Raw genomic sequence first — 21,150 nt, 5'->3', positions numbered from 1 at the left:
AGCTGGGGTTCCAGTGGAGCCGCCTTCGGGATTCGAACCCGAGACCTACGCATTACGAGTGCGTTGCTCTGGCCAACTGAGCTAAGGCGGCATGCCGTGCGGTCCCATGGTGGGCGCAGCGGCCTCGCCAAGTCTACACAGTTTCCGGGGGTGCTCCGACCACCCCCGGATCGGCGGCGGGCACGGGCTATGAGCAGCGCTTTCCGTCCTGGGGCGCGGTGCCTTCGAGGAGGTAGGCGTTGATCGCGGTGTCGATGCAGTCGCTGCCGCGGCCGTAGGCGGTGTGGCCGTCGCCGTCGTAGGTGAGGAGGGTGCCGGAGGAGAGCTGGTCGGCGAGGGACCTGGCCCAGCGGTACGGCGTGGCGGGGTCGCGGGTGGTGCCGACGACGACGATCGGCGGGGCGCCCTCGGCGGTGATGCGGTGCGGGCGGCCGGTGGCCGGGGTGGGCCAGTAGGTGCAGTTGAGGGCGGCCCAGGCGAGGTTGCGGCCGAAGACCGGGGAGGCCTTCTCGAAGGACGGCACCGCCTTCTCGACGGCCGTCGGGCCGGCGGAGAAGGCGGGCGGCAGGTCGAGGCAGTTCACGGCGGTGTTGGCGAACATCAGGTTCGCGTACGTGCCGTCCGCCTCCCGCTCGTAGTAGCTGTCGGCCAGGGCGAGCAGGTCCGCGCCCTGGCCGCTCATCGCCGCCGTGAGCGCCTCCCGCAGCTGCGGCCAGGCGCCCTCGTCGTACATCGCGGCGATCACGCCGGTGGTGGCGAGGGACTCGCCCAGGGCGCGCTTCTCGCCGGTCGGCACCGGCTTGACGTCGGTGGCGCGGAAGAAGCCCCGGAGGGCTTCGAGGGCCGCCGGGACCGAGGACGAGCCGAGCGGGCAGTCCGTCTTCTTCACACAGTCGGCGGCGAAGGCGTTGATGGCGGTCTCGAAGCCGGCCGTCTGTTCGCGGTTGAGCTGCTCCGCGCTCAGCGACGGGTCCATGGCACCGTCCAGGACGAGCCGCCCGGTCCGCTGCGGGAACAGCTCGGCGTAGGTGGCGCCGAGGAAGGTGCCGTAGGAGGCGCCCACGTAGGTGAGCTTCTCGTCGCCCAGGGCCGCCCGGACAACGTCCATGTCGCGGGCCGCCTCCACGGTGGACACGTGCGGCAGGACCTTGGGCGAGCGCTTCTGGCAGGCCGCCGCGAAGTCCTTGTAGGAGGCGGCGAGGGCGTTCTGCTCGGCCGCGCTGTCGGGCGTCATGTCGACCTGGGTGTACGTGTCCATCTGCGGGCCCGTCAGGCACTCGACCGGCTCGCTGCGGGCCACGCCGCGCGGGTCGACGCCCACGATGTCGTAGCGCGCCCGGACCGGGGCCGGGTAGCCGATGCCCGCGTAACCCTGGAGATAGCCGACGGCCGAGCCGCCGGGACCGCCCGGGTTCACGAGGAGCGAGCCGAGCCGCTTGCCCGGGCCGGTGGCCTTGACCCGGGAGACGGCGAGCTTCACCTGCTCGCCGGCCGGCTTCGCGTAGTCCAGCGGGACGCGCACGGTGCCGCACTGGAAGCCCGGGACGCCGCAGTCCCGCCAGGAGATCTTCTGCTCGTAGAACTTCCCGAGGGCGGCCGAGCCGGCCGCGCCCGACGGGCCTGTCGGATGCGGCGAGGGCGCGGCGGCGCCGCTCCCGCCCGTGCACCCGGAGAGGACGAGGCCACCGACCGCGAGGGCGGTGGCGGAGATGCGAAGCAGCCGCCTGGAGTCCATTCCCGGAGCGTATCGGGCCGGGTACGGAACGTGTCCAATCGCGCCCTCGATCTGCGGACAACAGCCTGTGGACGACCACGCCTGGGTGCGGCGGCGCTCACGGACCGCCACGGCCCGGCCCCCGAGCAGCCGGGCCGCGGGCTCCGCCCGCCTCAGTCGCCGTCTCAGTCGCGCAGCGCCATCGTCATCGCCTCCACCGCGAGCAGCGGCGCCACGTTCCGGTCCAAGGCCTCGCGGCAGGCGAGCACCGCCTCGATCCGGCGCAGGGTGCGCTCGGGGGTGGTGTCCCGCGCGATCCGCTCCAGCGCGTCGCGCACGTCCTCGTTGGCCAGGGCCGTCGCCGCGCGCAGCTGCAGGGCGAGCACGTCGCGGTAGAAGCCGGTCAGATCGGTGAGCGCCAGGTCCAGGCTGTCGCGCTGGGTTCTCGTACGCCGCCGCTTCTGGCGCTCCTCCAGCTCCTTCATCGCCCCGGCCGTGCCCCGCGGCATCCGGCCGCCCTGGGCCGCACCGAGGGCCGCCTTCAGCTCGTCGGTCTCCTTGGCGTCGATCTCCTCCGCCATCTGCTTGGCGTCCTCGGCCGCCGCGTCGATCAGCTCCTGCGCCGCCCGCAGCCCGCCGCCGACGTCCCCGACCCGCAGCGGCAGCTTCAGGACCACGGCGCGCCGGGCGCGCGCCCGCTCGTCCGTCGCGAGCCGCCGCGCGCGGTCGATGTGGCCCTGGGTGGCGCGGGCCGCGGCGTGCGCCGCCTCCGGCTCGACGCCGTCGCGGCGGATCAGCACGTCGGCCACCGCGTCCACCGAAGGAGTGCTCAGCGTCAGGTGCCGGCAGCGGGACCGGATCGTCGGCAGCACGTCCTCGAGCGACGGCGCGCAGAGCAGCCACACCGTGCGCGGCGCGGGCTCCTCCACGGCCTTCAGGAGCACGTTGGCCGCGCCCTCGGTCAGCCGGTCGGCGTCCTCCAGGACGATCACCTGCCAGCGGCCGACGGCGGGCGACAGCTGAGCGCGCCGTACCAGGTCGCGGGTCTCCTTCACACCGATCGACAGCAGGTCCGTGCGGACCACCTGGACATCGGCGTGCGTACCGATCAGGGCCGTGTGGCAGCCGTCGCAGAATCCGCAGCCCGGCGCCCCGCCGAGCGCCCGGTCCGGGCTGACGCACTGCAGCGCCGCCGCGAACGCCCGGGCCGCCGTGTCCCGTCCCGAGCCCGGAGGGCCGGTGAACAGCCAGGCGTGCGTCATCTTCGACGCCTCGGGAGCGGGCTCGCCGGCGGCCTGGGCGGTCACGAGCGCGTCGGCGTCGCGCGCGGCGGCCGCCAGCTGCTCCTCGACCCGCGCCTGTCCGACCAGGTCGTCCCATACGGCCATGTCTGCTGCCCCTCCTCAGGTACGCCTCCCATTGTGGGGCACCCGACTGACAGCCCACGGCGACGAGCGCGGCGCACGGCGCACTTCCGCAGGGGCGACGACGCCGGCGGCCCGAGGCCTCTCGGGCAGCCGGCTCGCGGCAGGGCCTCAGCGGCGCGGGCCGCCGCGCCGCCGGTCGCCGTCCTCGTCGCCGTCGTCGAAGGAGCCCAGCAGTTCGTCGGCGAGCGTTGGCAGGTCGTCGAGCGGAGTCTCCTCGGCCCAGTCGGAGCGGCGCCGGGGCCGGCCCTGCTCGTCCAGCTGGGGCAGCTCGCGGGTCCGGTCGTCGGAGCCGGCCGGCTCCTCGTGTCCGCCCCGCTCCTCCCGCTCCTCGCGCTCCTCGCGGAAGAAGTCCTGCGGCACCCGGTCGGCCGGGTCGGCGTCGCGTACGGCCGGAAGCACGGCCGTCTCCTCGACGTCGCGGATCCGCGGGATGACGGTGGTCTCCTCGTCGAGCCGCACGATCGGCGTCGGGACGGTCACCTCGTTCGGCGACACGCCCGACGGCTCCTCCGGCTTCACCAGGGGCGTCGGGACCGTGATCTCGTTCGCCGACTCGGAAGCAGACGTCGACCTCGAAGCCGACGTCGACCCCGACGCGGATCCCCGCTCCGCAGCAGCCCGCGCCTCGGCCGCCTTCTCCGCAGCAGCCCGCGCCTCGGCGGCCTTCTCCGCGGCAGCCCTCTCCGCGGCGGCCTTCTGCTCCGCCGCCCGCGCCGCCGCCACCCGCCGGGCCTCGGCCTCAGCCGCCTCGGCGCGCGCGATCTCGGCCTCCTCCGCGGCAGCCTTGCGCGCCGCCTCCTCGGCGGCCTTCGCCGCGGCCGCCTCCGCGAGCCGGCGGGCCTCCTCGGCGCGGATCAGCGCCTCCTCGGCCTTGCGCTGCTTCTCCTTGCGCCGCTCCTCGGCCTCGGCCCGCAGCCGGGCCTCCTCCTCGGCCTGCTTGCGGCGCCGTTCCTCCTCCTCGCGGCGGGCCTTCTCCTCGGCCTCGCGCCGCCTGCGCTCCTCCTCGGCGGCGATCCGGGCCTCCTCGGCCCGCTGCCGGGCCTCCTCCGCCTGCCGCTCGGCCTCCAGACGGCGCGCCTCTTCCTCCTCGCGCCGCTTGCGCTCCTCCTCCTCGGCGCGCAGCCTGGCCAGCTGCTCCTGGCGCTCGCGCTCCAGGCGCTCCTCCTCGGCCTTGCGCGCGGCCTCTTCCTCGGCGCGCCTGCGCGCCTCCTCCTCGGCCTTGCGGCGGGCCTCCTCCTGGGCCTTCACCTCGGCCTCGGACAGCGGCAGCATCCGGTCGAGCCGGTGGCGTACGACGGTGGTGACGGCCTCGGGCTCCTGGCCGGCGTCGACGACCAGGTAGCGGCCCGGGTCACCGGCCGCGAGGGCGAGGAAACCGGCCCGCACGCGCGCGTGGAACTCGGGCGGCTCCGACTCGAGCCGGTCGGGAGCCTCGGTGAAGCGCTCCCGGGCGGTCTCCGGGGAGACGTCGAGGAGCACGGTGAGGTGCGGGACGAGGCCGCCGGTGGCCCAGCGGTTGATGCGGGCGATCTCGGTCGGGGAGAGGTCGCGGCCGGCGCCCTGATAGGCGACGGACGAGTCGATGTACCGGTCGGAGATCACCACCGCGCCCCGCTCCAGGGCGGGCCGGACCAGCGAGTCGACGTGCTCGGCGCGGTCGGCCGCGTACAGCAGCGCCTCGGCCCGGTTGGACAGGCCGGCGCTGGAGACGTCGAGCAGGATCGAGCGCAGCCGCTTGCCGATCGGGGTGGCGCCCGGTTCGCGGGTGACGACGACCTCGTGGCCCTTGGCGCGGATCCACTCGGCGAGCGCCTCGACCTGGGTGGACTTGCCGGCGCCGTCGCCGCCCTCGAGGGCGATGAAGAAGCCGGTCGGCGAGGGCGCCTGGGCCGGGTCGGCGCCGCGCAGCGCGTCGCGCAGGTCGCGGCGCAGCGGGACGCCCGAGCGGTCGTCGGTCCTGGCGAGGACGAGCGCGGCGACCGGCAGCAGCAGCGCGCCGACCAGCATCAGGGTGAAGGCCGCGCCGCCGTGGGCGAAGACGAAGCTGCCGGAGGCGAGCCGGTGCGGGCCGATCGCGGCGGCGAGCAGCGGGGCGCCGAGGGCGCCGACGCCGATGCCGACCCGGGCGACGGCCTGCAGGTGCTCGGTGACTCGGGGCCTGCGGGCCTCCTCGGTCTCCTGGTCGACGAGGCTGTGGCCGGTGCGGGCGGCGACACCGGCGGCGTAACCGGCCAGCGCGGCGAGCGCGAGGACGGTCGCGGTGTCCGGCACGAGGCCCATCGCGAGCAGCGCGACGCCGGTGACGGCGAGCGCGAGGGCCAGCAGGCGGCGCCGGGAGAGGACGGTGAGGACGGATCCGGCGGTGCGGATGCCGACGGCGGTGGCGCCGCTGAGCGCGAGGATCAGCAGGGCATACGTGACGGGCCCGCCGCCCAGGTCGAAGGCGTGGAGCACGGCGACGGCCGCGGCGGCGGCGATGGCGCCGGCGACGGTGGCGCAGGCCAGGACGAGCAGTCCGAGCGCGCCGGTGCGGCCCTTGTCGACGCCCTGGTCGGTCGACGGCCGGCGCAGGCCCTCCAGCGGCGAGCGGGGCCGCGGGGTGGCGTCGCCGGGCAGCTCGACGAACCAGAGCACGGAGACGGAGGCGGCGAACAGCCCGGCGGCGACGTAGGCGCCGAGGGCGGCCTGGTGCACGGTGAACCAGTCGATGCCGCTGCCGAGGAGGTTTCCGACGAGCGTGGCGAGCAGCAGCACGGCCGCACCGGCGGGCACCGCCAGGAAGCCGGTGCGCAGGCTGAGCGTGCGCAGCGCGGTCAGGTGGTCGGGCAGCGGCCGGACGGCGGCGCCCTCGATCGGCGGGGCGGGCAGCAGCGCGGGCGCGGCGCCTTCCCTGGCGATCGTCGACAGGCGTTCGGCGGCGCCGGCCACGAAGACGGTGCCGAGCAGGAACCACAGGGCGTTGTCGGCGGTCCAGTCGACCCACAGCGGTGCGACGACGAGCAGCGCGAGCCGCAGGCCGTCGGCGCCGATCATGGTCCAGCGGCGGTCGAGCGGGCCGCCGGGCGCGGTCAGCGCGGTGAGCGGACCGAGCAGGACGGCGCCGAAGAGGACCGCGGCGAGCATCCGGGCGCCGATCACGGCGGCCACGGCGAACGCGGCGCCGCGGTATCCGCCGCCGAGCGTCCCCGCGCCGACGGCCGCCTGGAGGCCGAGCAGGATCAGCGCGAGGAGGGCGAGGGCGTCGCCCGTACCTCCGACGGCCTGGGCGCTCCACAGCCTTCGCAGAGGCTGATGGCGCAAGAGGGCCCGTACGGCGCGTTCGCGGGAATCGGCGACGAGTGCGGCGTCGGTGTCTGGCTGCTCTGCTCGCGTCATCCGTCCACCCTATCCGGACGCCCTTGCTCCCCGCGGCGTTCGCCCGAACAAACAGACGGAGGGTGCGGGCCCCGCGGGCCCGCACCCTCCTGTCGTGCGACGAGCGTCACTCCGGCTTGGCGGCCGCCGTCTTCTTCGCCGCCGCGGCGGTCGTCTTCTTGGCCGCCGTCTTGGCGGTCGTGGTCTTCTTGGCCGCCGCCTTCTTGGTGGTGGTGGCCTTCGCGGTGGCCTTCTTCGCCGTGGTCTTCTTGGCGGCGGTCTTCTTCGCCGGCGCCTTCTTGGCCGTCTTCTTCGCCGGTCCCTTGGCCCGCTTCTCGGCGAGCAGCTCGTAACCGCGCTCGGGCGTGATCGTCTCCACGCTGTCGCCGGTGCGCAGGGTGGCGTTGGTCTCGCCGTCCGTCACGTACGGGCCGAAGCGGCCGTCCTTGACGACGACGGGCTTCTCGCTGACGGGGTCCGTGCCGAGCTCCTTCAGCGGCGGCTTGGCGGCCGCCCGGCCACGCTGCTTGGGCTGGGCGTAGATCGCCAGCGCCTCCTCCAGCGTGATCGTGAACAGCTGCTCCTCGTCGGTGAGGGAGCGCGAGTCCGTGCCCTTCTTCAGATACGGGCCGTAGCGGCCGTTCTGGGCCGTGATCTCGACGCCCTCGGCGTCGGCGCCGACGACGCGCGGCAGCGACATCAGCTTGAGGGCCTCCTCCAGGGTCACCGTGTCGATCGACATCGACTTGAAGAGCGAGGCGGTGCGCGGCTTGACCGCGTTCTTGCCGGTCTTCGGGGTGTCCTCGGGAAGGATCTCGGTGACGTACGGGCCGTAGCGGCCGTCCTTGGCGACGATCTTGTTGCCGCTGACGGGGTCGGTGCCCAGCTCGAAGTCGCCGCTCGGCTTGGCGAGCAGCTCCTCGGCGTAGGCGACGGTCAGCTCGTCGGGCGCGAGGTCGTCGGGGACGTCGGCGCGCTGGTGGCCTTCCTGGTCCTTCTCGCCGCGCTCGACGTACGGGCCGTAGCGGCCGACGCGCAGCACGATGCCGTCGCCGACGGGGAAGGAGGAGATCTCCCGGGCGTCGATGGCGCCGAGGTCGGTGACCAGCTCCTTCAGGCCGCCGAGGTGGTCGCCGTCGCCGTTGCCGGCGTCGGCGGCAGCACCGGAGCCCTCGCCCTCGCCGAAGTAGAAACGCTTCAGCCACGGCACCGCCTGGGCCTCGCCGCGCGCGATGCGGTCGAGGTCGTCCTCCATCCTGGCGGTGAAGTCGTAGTCGACGAGCCGCCCGAAGTGCTTCTCCAGGAGGTTGACGACGGCGAAGGAGAGGAACGACGGCACGAGCGCCGTCCCCTTCTTGAAGACGTAGCCGCGGTCGAGGATGGTGCCGATGATCGACGCGTACGTCGACGGGCGGCCGATCTCGCGCTCCTCGAGCTCCTTGACCAGGCTGGCCTCGGTGTAGCGGGCCGGCGGCTTGGTGGCGTGGCCGTCCGCGGTGATCTCCTCGGCGGTGAGCGCGTCGCCCTCGGAGACCTGCGGCAGACGCCTCTCACGGTCGTCGAGCTCCGCGTTCGGGTCGTCGGCGCCCTCCACGTAGGCCTTCATGAAGCCGTGGAAGGTGATCGTCTTGCCGGAGGCCGAGAACTCGGCGTCACGGCCGTCGGCGGCGGTGCCGGCGATCTTCACCGTGACCGAGTTTCCGGTCGCGTCCTTCATCTGGGAGGCGACGGTCCGCTTCCAGATCAGCTCGTAGAGCTTGAACTGGTCGCCGGTCAGTCCGGTCTCCGCGGGCGTGCGGAAACGATCACCCGAAGGCCGGATCGCCTCGTGCGCCTCCTGCGCGTTCTTGACCTTGCCGGCGTAGACGCGCGGCTGGTCCGGCAGGTACTGGGCGCCGTAGAGCTGGGTGACCTGCGCACGGGCCGCGGAGACGGCGGTCTCGGACAGCACCGTGGAGTCCGTACGCATGTAGGTGATGAAGCCGTTCTCGTACAGCTTCTGCGCGACCTGCATGGTCGCCTTCGCACCGAAGCCGAGCTTGCGGCTGGCCTCCTGCTGGAGGGTGGTGGTGCGGAAGGGCGCGTACGGCGAGCGGCGGTACGGCTTCGACTCGACCGAGCGGACGGTGAAGCGGGTGTCGGCGAGCGAGGCCGCGAGCGCGCGGGCCTTCTCCTCGTCGAGGTGGAGCACGTTCTCGCTCTTCAGCCGCCCGTCGGCGCCGAAGTCACGGCCCTGCGCGACCCGCTTGCCGTCGACCGCCGCGAGGCGGGCGGTCAGCGAGGACGGGTCGGACGGGTCGCCGGCGCGGCCGGTACCGAAGGTGCCGGTCAGGTCCCAGTACTCGGCGGAGCGGAAGGCGATGCGCTCGCGCTCGCGCTCGACGACGAGGCGGGTGGCGACGGACTGCACGCGGCCGGCGGACAGGCCGCGCATGACCTTCTTCCACAGGACCGGCGAGACCTCGTAGCCGTAGAGCCGGTCGAGGATACGGCGGGTCTCCTGGGCGTCGACCATCCGCTTGTTGAGCTCGCGCGGGTTGCGCACGGCCTGCTGGATCGCGTCCTTGGTGATCTCGTGGAAGACCATCCGGTGGACCGGGACCTTGGGCTTCAGGACTTCCTGGAGGTGCCACGCGATGGCCTCGCCCTCGCGGTCCTCATCGGTGGCGAGGAAGAGCTCGTCGGACTCGGCGAGCAGGTCCTTGAGCTTCTTGACCTGCGCCTTCTTGTCGGCGTTGACGACGTAGATCGGCTGGAAGTCGTGATCGACGTCCACGCCGAGCCGGCGCACCTCGCCGGTGTACTTCTCGGGCACCTCGGCGGCGCCGCTCGGGAGGTCGCGGATGTGCCCGACGCTCGCCTCGACGACGTAGCCGGGGCCGAGGTAGCCCTTGATCGTCTTCGCCTTGGCAGGCGACTCGACGATGACGAGTCGGCGGCCGCCCTGTGCGGTCTCGCTGGTCGGGGACAACTTCGCTCTTCTCTCCGGTCGACGCTCTCTGGCACGTACTGACGGCGTTGCGTACGGCGCGACGCACGCAACGGCGCTGGCACGCACGGCAGCGGCACGGACGGTGACACTGTCGTCGCTGCGGAGTGTGACGGTACAACCCGCCCCCGTGTCAAACGGCAAAAGCCCGCAACGGCCACTCGAACGGTAACCCGACTTCTGCCCTTCCTGCCGCCCGGACTCCCGGACGTGGCGGAACGCCCGTCCGGCCGGGCCCTCCTCACAGCCGCCCGAAGCACCAGATCCCGAGCAGCAGGAAAACGGCGCCGAACAGCGTCGTGATCACGGCGGCAGCGCGCGGCGCGACACCCAGCGCGACGGGAACGCCGTGCCGCACCCGGACGCCCGTCCAGAGCAGCAGCGCGGCCCCGAACAGCGTGAACGCCGCTCCCGCGAAGATCGCCGGCCCGCTCTCCATGCCCGTACCCCGTTCTTTCGCCGTTCCTCGCCGGTGGCTCGTGTGCCCCCGCAGCCGAGGCTGGCACCTCCCGGCGTCAGCAGGGCGAATTCCCGGTGAACGGCGCGGGCGGTCCCGAACGGTTTCACGAGGATGGCCGGTACTCCCCTCCCGATCCCCCGCCCCCACCCCCTCCCGCCCCCGTCCCTCCCGCTCGCTCCTCTTTCTCCTCCCTGCGGCCGTCTCCGCGCTTCTTCGTCACATCACGGCGAGTGTGGCGCGGCGCCCGCGGTGAGCCGGCGCGCCGCGTCCGCCGCGTGGATCAGCGGCACCAGCTCGCGGGCCGTGCGCATCCAGCCCGGCAGGGTCTCCCAGGGCACGGCGGCGCCCGTCAGGTGCAGCCGGGCCGAGCTCGCCACGTTCGACACCAGGAACACGTCGCGGAAGCGCAGCCCGAGCGCCCCGAGCGCGAGCCCGAAGGCCGAAGGCCGAGCAGGCACCGGCCCCGGTGAGCAGCGGGCGCGGGGCGAGAGCAGGACGGCGCCGAGCGTGCCGTACGGCGCTCGTTGGCGACGGCCAACGTGCAGCCGTACACGCAGGAGGCGGAAGCTGCGAGGACGGCGTTCCCGACAAGAGGGAAACGGTCGTCCGCGACGCCGAGTTCCCGTCCGAGAAAGACGAAGAAGAAAACCTTAAACAGCGGCCCCACCAGCGGAGTTCCGATGGACATGGGCGGGGTCGTCCAGTTGAACAGGGCGCGGTACGAGAGGGCTCCGCCGACGAGGACGAGCCGCGCGGAACCGAGGAAGCGGAACATCGCTGAGGCCTTCCGGACGAGGTGTCAGGCAGGTGCCGCCGGCGGCGAGATCCACGACGGTACGGCGCAGGTCGCGGGTGGCGACCGGGTCGACGCCGGCAGGTGCTTGGTCAGTTCCAGGACCGGCCGCTCCCAACGGGCCCAGCCCTCCAGGCCGCTGAACAGCGCGCGTCGACGCCCGCGGTGGCGAAGGTCCTGGCCCGGACGAGCACCTCGTCCTCGACGAGCCGGCGCATGACCGGCCAGTACGGGGCGACGGCCTCCTCCCGCCAGGCGGCGTACGCGTCGGCGAGCGCGGCGCACGCGGCCTGCGGGTCCGTCAGATAGGCCACCGGAGCTGCGGGTACAGGGCGCGGAAGGCGTCCCGCAGCGGGCTCGTCGCGATCCGGGTCGCGCCGCGCGCGGCCTCGTCCGGTTCGATCCGTGTCAAGCGGTCTCCTCCGCGGCGGCGGGCAGCAGGAAGCCCTCCTCGACCAGGAGCCGGATGGCCTGCGGTGTGCGGTCCCGCAGCACCACCGGGTCCTCGCCGGTGAGCTGGGCGATGGCGTCGAGGATGCGCCCGGCGCTCAGCGAGCCGTCGCACACGCCCGCGAACCCGGCGGCGACGTGGTCGACGCGGGTGGCCCGGCGCATGCCGCGGTTCTGCCGCAGCAGCACGTGCTCGGGGTCCTCGGCGCCCGGCAGTCCGACCTGTTCCTGCACGACCTCGGGCGCGAGGACGAAGTGGTCGGCGAGCAGGGCGGCGTCGTCGCGGCCGCGCAGATAGTCCTGGCGCTCGAAGTGGGCCCGTACGGTGTCGCCCAGCGGCTGCTCGACGGGGTGCGGCCACTCCTCCAGGACGACGGACGGCTCGACGGCGCCGGAGGCGACGGCGGGATTCCGGCGCAGGGTGATCCAGCCGAAGCCGATCGCCTTCGTCTTGCGGGCCTCGAACTCGTCGAGCCAGCGCTCGTACGCCCGGCGGTACTCCTCCGGGTCGCCGCGGTGCTCGCCGCTGTCGCGCAGCCACAGCTCGGTGTACTGGGTGACGTCCTGGACCTCGCGCTGCACGATCCAGGCGTCGCAGCCGCGCGGCACCCAGGAGCGCAGCCGGTCCTGCCACTCCTCGCCCTCGACGTGCTGCCAGTTGGCGAGGAACTGGGCGTATCCGCCGTCGTTGAGCCGCTCTCCGGCCTGCTGCACGAGCGTGCGGCACAGGTCGTCGCCGCCCATGCCGCCGTCGCGGTAGGTGAGCCCGGCGCCGGGCGAGATCACGAACGGCGGGTTGGAGACGATCAGGTCGTACGTGTCGCCGTCGACGGGCTCGAAGAGCGAGCCCTGGAGCAGTTCGGCCCCGCGCGCGCCGGACAGGGCGAGGGTGAGGCGGGTGAAGTCGAGAGCGCGCGGGTTGAGGTCGGTGGCGGTGACCAGGGTGGCGTGCTGGGCGGCGTGCAGCGCCTGGATGCCGGAGCCGGTGCCGAGGTCGAGGGCGGTGGCGACGGGGACGCGGACGGTGATCCCGGCGAGGGTGGTGGAGGCGCCGCCGACGCCGAGGACGACGCCTTCGTCCTTCTTCCCGATCCCGCCCGCGCCGCCGACGGCGCACCCGAGGTCGGAGACGATGAACCAGTCCTCGCCGTCCGGCCCGCCGTACGGCCGTACGTCGACCGTGGCCCGCACCTGGCCGTCCTCCCGGACGACCCACCCGTCGGCGAGCGCGTCCTCCAGAGGCAGCGCGGCGGCGGCCCGCTCCTCCGCGACGGCCTGCTGGAGCAGGAAGACGCGGACGAGCGTCTCCAGCGGGGAGTCCCCGCGGGTGGCCCGCAGCGCGGGCACGGTCTCGCTGCGGGCGAGCGCGGCATAGGCCTGCGCACCGAGCAGTTCGAGCAGCCCGTCGGCGGTGAAGTCGGCGGCGAGCAGTGCCTCGCGCACTCGTGCGGCGTGCGTGGGCACCGGAAGGCTGGGGGTCGTGCTGGTCGTACTCACGTGCCCCATTGTGACGGCCGCCACCGACAACGCCCGCCACCGACATCGGGCGGCCGCCTCGGCGGGTCCGGACACGGCCGGCCCCGGACGGATGACGGCCGCGACCGACGACGGCCGCGACCGACGGCCAAGGCTTGGCGGAGGCCTAAGCCTTGACGGAGGCCTAAGGCTTGGCGGAGGCGGAGGGCTTGGCGGAGGGCGAGGTCGCCGGGGTGGTCGCCGGTGCGCCGGCCTTGGGAGAGCCGCTCGGCGGCACGGAGCCCTTCGGCGTCTGGCAGCCCGGCTGTTTGGCCATGGCCTGTCCGAGCTCGCCGGCCTGGAGCTTGGCCACGGCGTCCTGGTCCATGTTCTGGATCTTCGCCAGGTTGTCGGAGACGACCTTGAGGCCGTCGGCGAACTTCTGCTGGTTCGACGTGTCGAGCGCGTCGACCTGCTTCTTCAGCCCGTCGTAGGCCACGGCCGTGGCGTTGAGCTCCTTGATGGCGTCCTGCTGGACCTTCTCGCCGTTGTCGACGGGCGGCGCCCCGGCGCTCTCGACGGCCTTGGCGAGGGCCCGGTCGGCGGCGGCGATGTCCTGGAAGGCCTTCGAGTCGGCGGCCTGGATCGTGGCCGGCTTGCTGTCGGCGGCCGTGGAGATGATCAGCTGGTTCGCGTTGGCCCGCTTCTGGATCTGTGGCTGCGCCTGGTCGCAGAACGTCTTGGCCCAGTCGTTCACCTTGTCGCCCTCGTCGTCGCTGCAACCGGACAGCACGAGCACCATCACCGCGCCGCCAGACAGCGCGGCCGCAAGCTTCTTGTTCACCGGATCGGTCCCTTCCAAGGCTCTCGGCCCCGGAACATACACGCCGCACGCGCATCATCCACCGATCGTGCGACCGATTCATCCGATATTGCAGCCGTTTGACCCAAGCAGACAGGGGCGGACGTCACGTCAGAACGTGCCGCCCGCCCCCTTTTTGACGCGACCTCAACAAGGCTGTCGCTTCACACACCTAGTGCGTGGCCGTCGCGTCCGCCGAGGAACCGTTTCGCTCCGCCGAACCCTCGCCGACGGCCACCGACCGCCGCTTCGAGACGCGCACCGCCGCCACGATCACGACGATCGCCACGACCGCGACCAGCGCCCGCAGCCAGGGGCTCGCGTCGTCCCCGTAACTGAACTGCACGACCGCCGGCGCGATCAGCAGCGCCACCAGGTTCATCACCTTCAGGAGCGGGTTGATCGCCGGGCCCGCGGTGTCCTTGAACGGGTCGCCGACGGTGTCGCCGATCACGGTCGCGGCGTGGGCGTCGCTGCCCTTGCCGCCGTGGTGCCCGTCCTCGACCAGCTTCTTCGCGTTGTCCCATGCACCGCCCGAGTTGGCGAGGAAGACGGCCATCAGCGCACCGGTACCGATGGCGCCCGCGAGATACGAGCCGAGAGCGCCGACACCGAGCGTGAAGCCGACCGCGATCGGGGCCATCACGGCGAGCAGCCCGGGCGTGGCGAGTTCGCGCAGCGCGTCCTTGGTGCAGATGTCGACGACCCGTCCGTACTCGGGCGTCTCGCTGTAGTCCATGATCCCGGGATGCTCGCGGAACTGCCGCCGCACCTCGTAGACCACCGCACCGGCCGACCGGGAGACGGCGTTGATCGCGAGCCCGGAGAACAGGAACACCACCGCGGCGCCGAGCACCATCCCGAACAGGTTGTTGGGCTGGGAGATGTTCATGGACAGATTCGTCTCGGTCGCCTTCGCCCCGACGTCGGCGACGGCGGTCGCGATGGCGTCCCGGTAGGAGCCGAAGAGGGCGGAGGCGGCCAGGACGGCCGTGGCGATCGCGATGCCCTTGGTGATCGCCTTGGTGGTGTTGCCGACCGCGTCGAGGTCGGTGAGGACCTGCGCGCCGGCGCCCTCGACGTCGCCGGACATCTCGGCGATGCCCTGCGCGTTGTCCGAGACCGGCCCGAAGGTGTCCATGGCGACGATCACGCCGACCGTGGTGAGCAGACCGGTGCCGGCGAGGGCGACCGCGAACAGCGCCAGCATGATCGAGGCGCCGCCCAGCAGGAACGCGCCGTAGACGGCGAGGCCGATCAGCAGCGCCGTGTAGACGGCGGACTCCAGGCCGATGGAGATGCCGGCGAGGACGACGGTGGCGGGACCGGTCAGCGAGGACTTGCCGATGTCCCGGACGGGGCGCCGGCCGGTCTCGGTGAAGTAGCCGGTGAGCTGCTGGATCAGGGCGGCGAGCACGATGCCGATGGCGACGGCGACCAGGGCGAGGATCCGCGGGTCGCCGCTGTGGGTGGGGATGCCGGGCTCGGTGACGCCCTTGAGGTCGGCGTAGGAGGACGGGAGGTAGGCGAAGACGGCGACGGCGACCAGGGCGAGCGAGATCAGCGCGGAGAGGAAGAAACCGCGGTTGATGGCGGTCATCCCGCTGCGGTCGGCGCGCCGCGGGGCGACCGCGAAGATCCCGATCATCGCGGTGACCACGCCGATCGCCGGCACGATCAGAGGGAAGGCGAGGCCGAGGTCGCCGAAGGCCGCCTTGCCGAGGATGAGCGCGGCGACGAGCGTCACGGCGTACGACTCGAAGAGGTCGGCGGCCATGCCGGCGCAGTCGCCGACGTTGTCGCCCACGTTGTCGGCGATGGTGGCGGCGTTGCGCGGGTCGTCCTCGGGGATGCCCTGCTCGACCTTGCCGACCAGGTCGGCGCCGACGTCGGCGGCCTTGGTGAAGATGCCGCCGCCGACCCTCATGAACATCGCGATGAGGGCGGCGCCGAGGCCGAAGCCCTCCAGCACCTTGGGCGCGTCGGCGGCGTAGACGAGCACGACGCAGGACGCGCCGAGCAGGCCAAGGCCGACGGTGAACATCCCGACGACGCCACCCGTACGAAACGCGATCTTCATCGCCCGGTGGGAGACATCCGTCAGGTCCTTCGCCGGCTCGCCCTCCGCGGGCGTGGCCTCCCGGGCCGCCGCGGCGACGCGTACGTTCGCGCGCACCGCGAGCCGCATGCCGATGTATCCGGTGACCGCCGAGAAAAGCGCGCCCACCAGGAAGAACAGTGAACGTCCGGCCCGCTGCGACCAGGTGTCGGCCGGCAGCAGGAACAGCAGGAAGAACACGACGATCGCGAAAATTCCGAGAGTGCGCAGCTGCCGGGCGAGATACGCGTTCGCGCCCTCCTGCACGGCTGCCGCGATCCTCTTCATGGCGTCGGTGCCCTCTCCTGCCGCCAGGACCTGGCGTACGAGGAGCTGGGCCACGACCAGCGCCGCGAGCGCGACGGCCGCGACGACGACCACGATCACGCGGTTCTCCTGAGTGAGCACCGCGGCTGCAAGACCCGCCATTCCGTCCTCCTTGACGTCGCGTGGTCAAGACAAGCCGGATTGTAAGGACGGATAACTGATCAAAACAGGTCGCGGCATGAGGAATTCCCGAATACCTCACAAGTACCGCCGAATGCGGTAATGGCCCCAAAGCATTCGCGTCCGATCGAGGTCCGATCGAGGTCCGGCCGAAGGTGCGGTCGAGCGGCGTCCGGAAGTCGTCGGGACATGAAAAAGAGGCCCTGCGGATGCAGGGCCTCTTTTTCGGGATCTACGGCGTGGGGCGGGGTCGGGGCGTGGGACCACGGGCCACGTACGGCGCGGCGCGGTCCGTCCCGCGGTCGCTACGTGGCTCGGGTGCCGCGGTCGCTCGGACCCGCGCGGGGCGTCAGGCGAGCGCGGCGTCCGGGTTGGCCGGCCAGCTCATCCTGATGGTGCCGCCGTCCTCGCCTGCGCTCACCTCGACGTCGTCGACGAGCCCGCGGATCACCGCGAGCCCCATCTCGTCCTCGCCGCCGGCGTCGTCGAAGTCCTCGGCCGGGGCCGGGGCCGCGTCGCGCTCGCCGGGCACGCCGACGGCGTCGGCCGCCGCCACGCCCGCGCCCGGCACCTCGTCGCCGACCGCGATGGAGAAGCTCTTCTCCTCCTCGATCAGCACGACCCGGACGGGAGTGGTGACGCCGTTGCTGCGGTGCAGCCCGACCGCGCGGGAACAGGCCTCGCCGACGGCCAGCCGGACCTCGTCGAGGACCGCCTCGTCGACCCCGGCCCGGCGGGCCACAGCGGCCGCCACCAGGCGGGCCGTGCGGACGTGCTCGGGCTGGGCGCTGAAGAGGAGTTCAACGGTGGCCATGCGATCCCCCTGGGACGGTCGGCGGCTGCACGGAGCGACGACGCCGCGACGACGGCGCGGCGTCGGCTGGGCGTGGCCTCAGTCGGCGGCGTTGATCGCCTCGTCGACCGAGGTGTGGATCGGGAACACCTTGGTCAGTCCGGTGATCCGGAAGATCTTCAGGATGCGCTCCTGGTTGCAGACCAGACGCAGCGATCCTTCGTGCGCGCGAACGCGCTTCAGTCCGCCCACCAGCACGCCGAGGCCGGTCGAGTCGAGGAAGTCCACGCCTTCCATGTCGACAACCAGGTGGTAGCTGCCGTCGTTCACCAACTCGACCAACTGCTCGCGCAGCTTGGGCGCGGTATACACATCAATCTCGCCACCGACCTCGACGACCGTACGGTCGCCGTTGGGGCCGGGCACAGTGCGAGTCGACAGAGACAGGTCCACGGGTCCTCCAGCACCTAGCTATCGAGCGGCCGTCCCTCGGGACTCCCGTGCGGAGCCACGGGACGGATCGCCGGCCGCGATGGCATTCAATCACTTACCGGCAGCGATGCACGACGCCTTGGAGGCATTGTCCGTCACGCCGGTGACACACTCGGTGCCGATGGCAAAGAATCACCGCCCCAGCCGACCCACCGGAGACACGGGCATGCGCCCCTCTCCCGGCGAGGTCCTTGACCGGCTCTCCCGAGGCGAGAGCCGGGCCTCGCGCATCACTCATACGGAGCATCTGCCCGCCCGTGCGGGTCGGCATGCCGTCTGGCCGCACCGCATCCGCGCGGAAGTGATCGACGCCATCCAGCAGGCCGGGATCGAGCATCCCTGGGCCCACCAGGCGGAAGCCGCCGAGCACGCCCTGGACGGCACGTCGGTGGTGATCGCCACGGGAACGGCCTCGGGCAAGTCGCTCGCCTATCTCACGCCCGTCCTGTCCACCCTCCTCGACGGCGCCGAGGCCGCGAACGGGCGCGGCGCCACCGCCCTGTACCTGGCCCCCACCAAGGCGCTCGCCGCCGACCAGCGGCGCGCCGTGCGCGAGCTGGCCGCCCCGCTCGGCAACCGGATGCGGGCCGCCGTCTACGACGGCGACACGCCGGTCGAGGAGCGCGAGTGGGTCCGCCAGTACGCGAACTACGTGCTCACCAATCCCGACATGCTGCACAGGGGCATACTTCCCTCCCATCCACGCTGGTCCTCCTTCCTTCGCTCGCTGCGCTACGTCGTCATCGACGAGTGCCACACCTACCGCGGCGTGTTCGGCTCCCACGTCGCCCAGGTGCTGCGGCGGCTGCGGCGGGTCTGCGCCCGCTACGGCTCCGAGCCGGTGTTCCTGCTCGCCTCGGCCACCTCCGCCTCGCCGGCCCTCGCCGCCGGCCGGCTGACCGGCCTGCCCGTCACCGAGGTCTCCGACGACGCCTCCCCGCGCGGCGAACTGGTCTTCGCCCTGTGGGAGCCGCCGCTGACCGAACTCCACGGCGAGCAGGGCGCCCCGGTGCGCCGCACAGCCACCGCCGAGACGGCCGACCTGCTGACCGACCTGACGGTCCAGGGCGTCCGCTCGGTCGCCTTCGTGCGCTCCCGGCGCGGCGCCGAGCTGATCTCGGTGATCGCCCAGGAACGCCTGGCCGAGGTCGACCGCTCCCTGGCCCGCCGGGTCGCCGCCTACCGGGGCGGCTACCTGCCCGAGGAGCGCCGCGCCCTGGAGCGGGCCCTGCACTCCGGCGAACTCCTCGGCCTGGCCGCGACGACCGCCCTGGAGCTCGGCGTGGACGTCTCGGGCCTCGACGCCGTGGTGATCGCCGGCTATCCGGGCACCCGCGCCTCCCTGTGGCAGCAGGCGGGCCGCGCCGGCCGCTCCGGCGAGGGCGCGCTCGCGGTGCTGGTCGCCCGGGACGACCCGCTGGACACCTTCCTGGTCCACCACCCGGAGGCGATCTTCCGGCAGCCCGTCGAGTCGACCGTCCTGGATCCCGACAATCCCTACGTCCTCGCCCCCCATCTGTGCGCCGCCGCCGCGGAGCTGCCGCTGACCGAGTCCGACCTGAGGCTCTTCGGCCCGGCCGTGCCGGAACTGCTGCCCCAGCTGGAGTCCGCCGGCCTGCTGCGCCGCCGCTCCACCGGCTGGTACTGGACCCGCAGGGAGCGGGCCGCCGACCTGACCGACATCCGGGGCGGCGGCGGCAGCCCCGTGCGCATCGTCGAGGCCGGCACCGGCCGGCTGCTCGGCACGGTCGACGAGGCCGCCTCCCACGCCTCCGTCCACGAGGGCGCCGTCCACCTCCACCAGGGCCGCACCTATCTGGTCCGCGAGCTCGACCTGAAGGACTCGGTGGCCCTCGTCGAGGAGGCGAACCCGCCCTACTCCACCACCGCCCGCGACACCACCTCCATCTCCGTCCTGTCCACCGACACCGAGATCCCCTGGGGAGCCGGCCGCCTCTGCTACGGCTCCGTCGAGGTCACCAACCAGGTCGTCTCCTTCCTCCGCCGCCGGCTGATCACGGGCGAGGTGCTCGGCGAGACCAAGCTCGACCTGCCGCCCCGCACGCTGCGCACCCGGGCCGTGTGGTGGACGGTCACCGAGGACCAGCTCGACGCCGCCCGGATCCACCCGGAGATCCTCGGCGGCGCCCTGCACGCCGCCGAACACGCCTCCATCGGCATGCTGCCGCTGTTCGCCACCTGCGACCGCTGGGACATCGGCGGCGTCTCCGTCCCCCTGCACCCCGACACGCTGCTCCCGACCGTCTTCGTCTACGACGGCCACCCCGGCGGCGCCGGCTTCGCCGAGCGCGCCTTCCACACCGCGCGCGCCTGGCTCTCCGCCACCCGCGAGGCGATCGCCTCCTGCGAGTGCGACGCGGGCTGCCCCTCCTGCATCCAGTCCCCCAAGTGCGGCAACGGCAACGACCCGCTCCACAAGCGCGGCGCCGTCCGCCTCCTCACGGAACTCCTCCGCGCAGCCCCCGAGGACGACAAGCCCGAGGAGGAGAACGCGGTGACGGAGGGCGGCTCCGGGTCCGGAAAGGCCCGTCCGGGGCGCCCGGGGCGAAGCTCCGGGCAGGAGGCGGGCCCCGACCACTGAGCCGCAGGGCGGGCCGGTACGTGGTCACGGCGAGCCCGCCGGGGCCGGGAGGCCTGGGTGACCTGGGCCTGGGAGGTCGCCAGGAGCGGCCGGCGTACGTGCCTGCCGGGACGGCGGTGTACGGGTCACGGCCAGCCCGCCGAGGCCGGGAGGCCCGGGAGGCCGTCCGGAGCGGCCGGCGCGCCGGACGGCGCTGTACGGGTCACGGCCAACCTGCCGGGGCCTGGAGGCCCTGGGGGCCCGGGAGGCCCGGGAGGCCGTCCGGAGCGGCCGGCGGGCCTGCCGAGGTTTGGAGGCCCGGGAGGCCGTCCGGAGTGGGCGGGCCGGCGCGGGAGCGGGATTCAGGGGCCCAGGGGCCGGCGGTGGCGCGGGCGGTGACGTCCGCGATGTCCTGACGGACCCGGCAGCCGACCAGGGTCGCGCCCTGGGCGGCGGCGACCCGGGCCGCGGCCGCGCAGGCGTCCGGCTCGCCCCACAGGGCACGGTCGGCCGCCGCGAGGGCGGCGAGGTCCGCGGCGGCGCCGGCGCGATGCCGCGCGGTCACCGCCTGGCCGAGCGCGAGCACGGCGCCGAACACCACGCACAGGGCGCACGCCGCGACCGCGGTCCACACCGTCGCCGCTCCTCGATCGGCCGTCCGGCGGCGCCTCACGGCGTCACCTCCCCGACCGTGTCCTCGGCGAGCGCCGCCGCCCCGGCCCGCAGCGTGAGTCCCAGGCCGCCGGGGCCGGGCGCCGTCGCCTCCACGGTCACCCGCCACAGCTCGCCCTCCCGGACCACGGTGACCCTGCTGCCCTCCGGTGCGGCGGCCCTGGCCGCGGCCTCGGCCGCCGGGACCGGCTCGGACCGGGCCACCACCCGAGCCCCGGCCCTGGCCGCGTCCACGCACCGGATCTGTGCGGCGGCCGCGGCCAGCCCCCACAGCAGGGCCGCCGTGAACAGGACCAGGGCCGGCAGCGCGACCGCCGTCTCCGCGGTGACCGAACCCCGGTCAGAACGGCGCATCGAGGGCCTTCCCGATCACCGACTCCAGCGCCTTGCTCACCGTGCCGCTCGTGAGGACCTTGTAGAGCACGGCCGCAAAGGCCGCCGCCGCGATCGTGCCCATGGCGTACTCCGTCGTGCTCATTCCGGTGTCCCTCCGGGCCGCAGCCCTCCGAACCCGCCACCATCCGCGCACGCGGACCGCGGCCTTCCTCGCCACCGTCATCTCC

Annotated in this window: 16 protein-coding genes and 1 tRNA gene; 1 reads left to right on the top strand and 16 read right to left on the bottom strand. The window is 73.4% G+C overall.

Annotated elements, in window-relative coordinates:
* Positions 1-14: 14 nt before the first annotated feature.
* The 13 genes from ACIGO8_RS15725 to ACIGO8_RS15665 all read right to left on the bottom strand — a co-directional run bounded on the left by ACIGO8_RS15725 (position 15) and on the right by ACIGO8_RS15665 (position 17,295).
* A tRNA-Thr gene (locus ACIGO8_RS15725) sits at positions 15-91 on the bottom strand.
* A gap of 96 nt (positions 92-187) precedes the next feature.
* Positions 188-1,735 (bottom strand): alpha/beta hydrolase, encoded by a 1,548-nt coding sequence (locus ACIGO8_RS15720; RefSeq protein WP_399729769.1) that lies wholly within the window; start codon positions 1,733-1,735, stop codon positions 188-190.
* A gap of 164 nt (positions 1,736-1,899) precedes the next feature.
* Positions 1,900-3,102, bottom strand: a complete 1,203-nt coding sequence (locus ACIGO8_RS15715; protein WP_399729767.1) for a DNA polymerase III subunit delta' — start codon at positions 3,100-3,102, stop codon at positions 1,900-1,902.
* A 147-nt stretch (positions 3,103-3,249) separates the two neighbouring features.
* Entirely contained in the window at positions 3,250-6,516 is a 3,267-nt protein-coding gene (gene tmk / locus ACIGO8_RS15710) for a dTMP kinase (protein ID WP_399729764.1), read from the bottom strand.
* A 106-nt stretch (positions 6,517-6,622) separates the two neighbouring features.
* Positions 6,623-9,466 (bottom strand): type I DNA topoisomerase, encoded by a 2,844-nt coding sequence (gene topA / locus ACIGO8_RS15705; protein WP_399729761.1) that lies wholly within the window; start codon positions 9,464-9,466, stop codon positions 6,623-6,625.
* A 259-nt stretch (positions 9,467-9,725) separates the two neighbouring features.
* On the bottom strand, positions 9,726-9,923 hold the full coding sequence (locus ACIGO8_RS15700; RefSeq protein WP_399729758.1) for a hypothetical protein: 198 nt from the start codon (positions 9,921-9,923) through the stop codon (positions 9,726-9,728).
* 242 nt (positions 9,924-10,165) lie between these two features.
* Entirely contained in the window at positions 10,166-10,402 is a 237-nt protein-coding gene (locus ACIGO8_RS15695; RefSeq protein ID WP_399729755.1) for an ABC transporter permease, read from the bottom strand.
* A gap of 427 nt (positions 10,403-10,829) precedes the next feature.
* On the bottom strand, positions 10,830-11,051 hold the full coding sequence (locus ACIGO8_RS15690; protein WP_399729752.1) for a hypothetical protein: 222 nt from the start codon (positions 11,049-11,051) through the stop codon (positions 10,830-10,832).
* A 94-nt stretch (positions 11,052-11,145) separates the two neighbouring features.
* A complete protein-coding gene (locus tag ACIGO8_RS15685) occupies positions 11,146-12,693 on the bottom strand; it encodes a methyltransferase (RefSeq protein ID WP_399729750.1) in 1,548 nt (515 codons plus the stop codon).
* A 154-nt stretch (positions 12,694-12,847) separates the two neighbouring features.
* Positions 12,848-13,486 carry a small secreted protein gene (locus tag ACIGO8_RS15680; protein WP_399729748.1) on the bottom strand — a complete coding sequence of 213 codons (639 nt, stop codon included), beginning with the start codon at positions 13,484-13,486 and terminating at the stop codon, positions 12,848-12,850.
* 190 nt (positions 13,487-13,676) lie between these two features.
* A complete protein-coding gene (locus ACIGO8_RS15675; protein WP_399729746.1) occupies positions 13,677-16,031 on the bottom strand; it encodes a sodium-translocating pyrophosphatase in 2,355 nt (784 codons plus the stop codon).
* 367 nt (positions 16,032-16,398) lie between these two features.
* Entirely contained in the window at positions 16,399-16,863 is a 465-nt protein-coding gene (locus tag ACIGO8_RS15670) for an ATP-binding protein (protein ID WP_399729743.1), read from the bottom strand.
* A 78-nt stretch (positions 16,864-16,941) separates the two neighbouring features.
* Positions 16,942-17,295 carry an STAS domain-containing protein gene (locus ACIGO8_RS15665; protein ID WP_345487142.1) on the bottom strand — a complete coding sequence of 118 codons (354 nt, stop codon included), beginning with the start codon at positions 17,293-17,295 and terminating at the stop codon, positions 16,942-16,944.
* 79 nt (positions 17,296-17,374) lie between these two features.
* On the opposite strand from ACIGO8_RS15665, the gene ACIGO8_RS15660 reads away from it, so the two are divergent.
* The gene (locus tag ACIGO8_RS15660) at positions 17,375-19,936 is read left to right on the top strand and encodes a DEAD/DEAH box helicase (RefSeq protein WP_399729740.1); all 2,562 of its coding nucleotides are present in this window, start codon (positions 17,375-17,377) and stop codon (positions 19,934-19,936) included.
* Between the two features lie 202 nt (positions 19,937-20,138).
* On the opposite strand, the gene ACIGO8_RS15655 is transcribed toward ACIGO8_RS15660, so the two are convergent.
* Genes ACIGO8_RS15655 through ACIGO8_RS15645 form a run of 3 tightly spaced genes read right to left on the bottom strand, consistent with a single transcriptional unit; the run spans position 20,139 to position 21,146 of the window.
* Complete coding sequence (locus ACIGO8_RS15655; RefSeq protein WP_399729737.1) at positions 20,139-20,549, bottom strand: Rv3654c family TadE-like protein; 411 nt, start codon at positions 20,547-20,549, stop codon at positions 20,139-20,141.
* A gap of 35 nt (positions 20,550-20,584) precedes the next feature.
* Entirely contained in the window at positions 20,585-20,941 is a 357-nt protein-coding gene (locus ACIGO8_RS15650; RefSeq protein WP_399729734.1) for a TadE family type IV pilus minor pilin, read from the bottom strand.
* Positions 20,928-21,146 carry a DUF4244 domain-containing protein gene (locus ACIGO8_RS15645; protein WP_399730092.1) on the bottom strand — a complete coding sequence of 73 codons (219 nt, stop codon included), beginning with the start codon at positions 21,144-21,146 and terminating at the stop codon, positions 20,928-20,930. The genes ACIGO8_RS15650 and ACIGO8_RS15645 overlap by 14 nt, the downstream gene beginning before the upstream one ends.
* Positions 21,147-21,150 lie beyond the last annotated feature (4 nt).

The sequence above is a fragment of the Streptomyces sp. NPDC053493 genome (assembly GCF_044544825.1).
Taxonomy (GTDB): domain Bacteria; phylum Actinomycetota; class Actinomycetes; order Streptomycetales; family Streptomycetaceae; genus Streptomyces.
Note: the sequence above shows the minus strand (reverse complement) of the source record. Positions and strands in the feature narration are given on the sequence as shown.

Coding starts and splice junctions, on each gene's coding strand:
- ACIGO8_RS15720 (WP_399729769.1), bottom strand. CDS start 1,735: ATGGACTCCAGGCGGCTGCTTCGCATCTCCGCCACCGCCCTCGCGGTC.
- ACIGO8_RS15715 (WP_399729767.1), bottom strand. CDS start 3,102: ATGGCCGTATGGGACGACCTGGTCGGACAGGCGCGGGTCGAGGAGCAG.
- tmk (WP_399729764.1), bottom strand. CDS start 6,516: ATGACGCGAGCAGAGCAGCCAGACACCGACGCCGCACTCGTCGCCGAT.
- ACIGO8_RS15700 (WP_399729758.1), bottom strand. CDS start 9,923: ATGGAGAGCGGGCCGGCGATCTTCGCGGGAGCGGCGTTCACGCTGTTC.
- ACIGO8_RS15685 (WP_399729750.1), bottom strand. CDS start 12,693: ATGGGGCACGTGAGTACGACCAGCACGACCCCCAGCCTTCCGGTGCCC.
- ACIGO8_RS15675 (WP_399729746.1), bottom strand. CDS start 16,031: ATGGCGGGTCTTGCAGCCGCGGTGCTCACTCAGGAGAACCGCGTGATC.
- ACIGO8_RS15670 (WP_399729743.1), bottom strand. CDS start 16,863: ATGGCCACCGTTGAACTCCTCTTCAGCGCCCAGCCCGAGCACGTCCGC.
- ACIGO8_RS15660 (WP_399729740.1), top strand. CDS start 17,375: ATGGCATTCAATCACTTACCGGCAGCGATGCACGACGCCTTGGAGGCA.
- ACIGO8_RS15650 (WP_399729734.1), bottom strand. CDS start 20,941: ATGCGCCGTTCTGACCGGGGTTCGGTCACCGCGGAGACGGCGGTCGCG.
- ACIGO8_RS15645 (WP_399730092.1), bottom strand. CDS start 21,146: ATGACGGTGGCGAGGAAGGCCGCGGTCCGCGTGCGCGGATGGTGGCGG.